General features: G+C 28.6%; 1 pseudogene. It reads left to right on the top strand.

Features of this window, described 5'->3' with window-relative positions:
• Positions 1-112: 112 nt before the first annotated feature.
• Positions 113-336 (top strand): annotated as a pseudogene (locus FUA24_RS23860) (RDD family protein); the annotation flags it as partial.

Below are 336 nucleotides of genomic sequence, written 5' to 3' on the forward strand. Positions count from 1 at the left end.
TAATAAAGGCAACTTCTCTCATTAAAATCAAAGCTACATAAAATTTTATTAAAGTACTTTATATCTTACAATAATTTACAATAGATTTGTAAAACATAAACAATACTATTTAATGGCTCAATTACAAATAAATACCACACAAAATGTAAATATTAATTTTACTGCAGCTAGTGTTGGTGAGCGCCTTTTGGCTTATTTGGTTGATTGGGTTATTAAAATTGCATACATAATTGTAACTTACCAAATAGTGTTTAATTTACTTAAAGTTGAAGAATTGGTTTTTGGTATGGATAGGTGGTCTCAGGCAGCCATTTACGTGTCGTTTTACTTGCCTGT

The organism is Seonamhaeicola marinus (assembly GCF_008085455.1).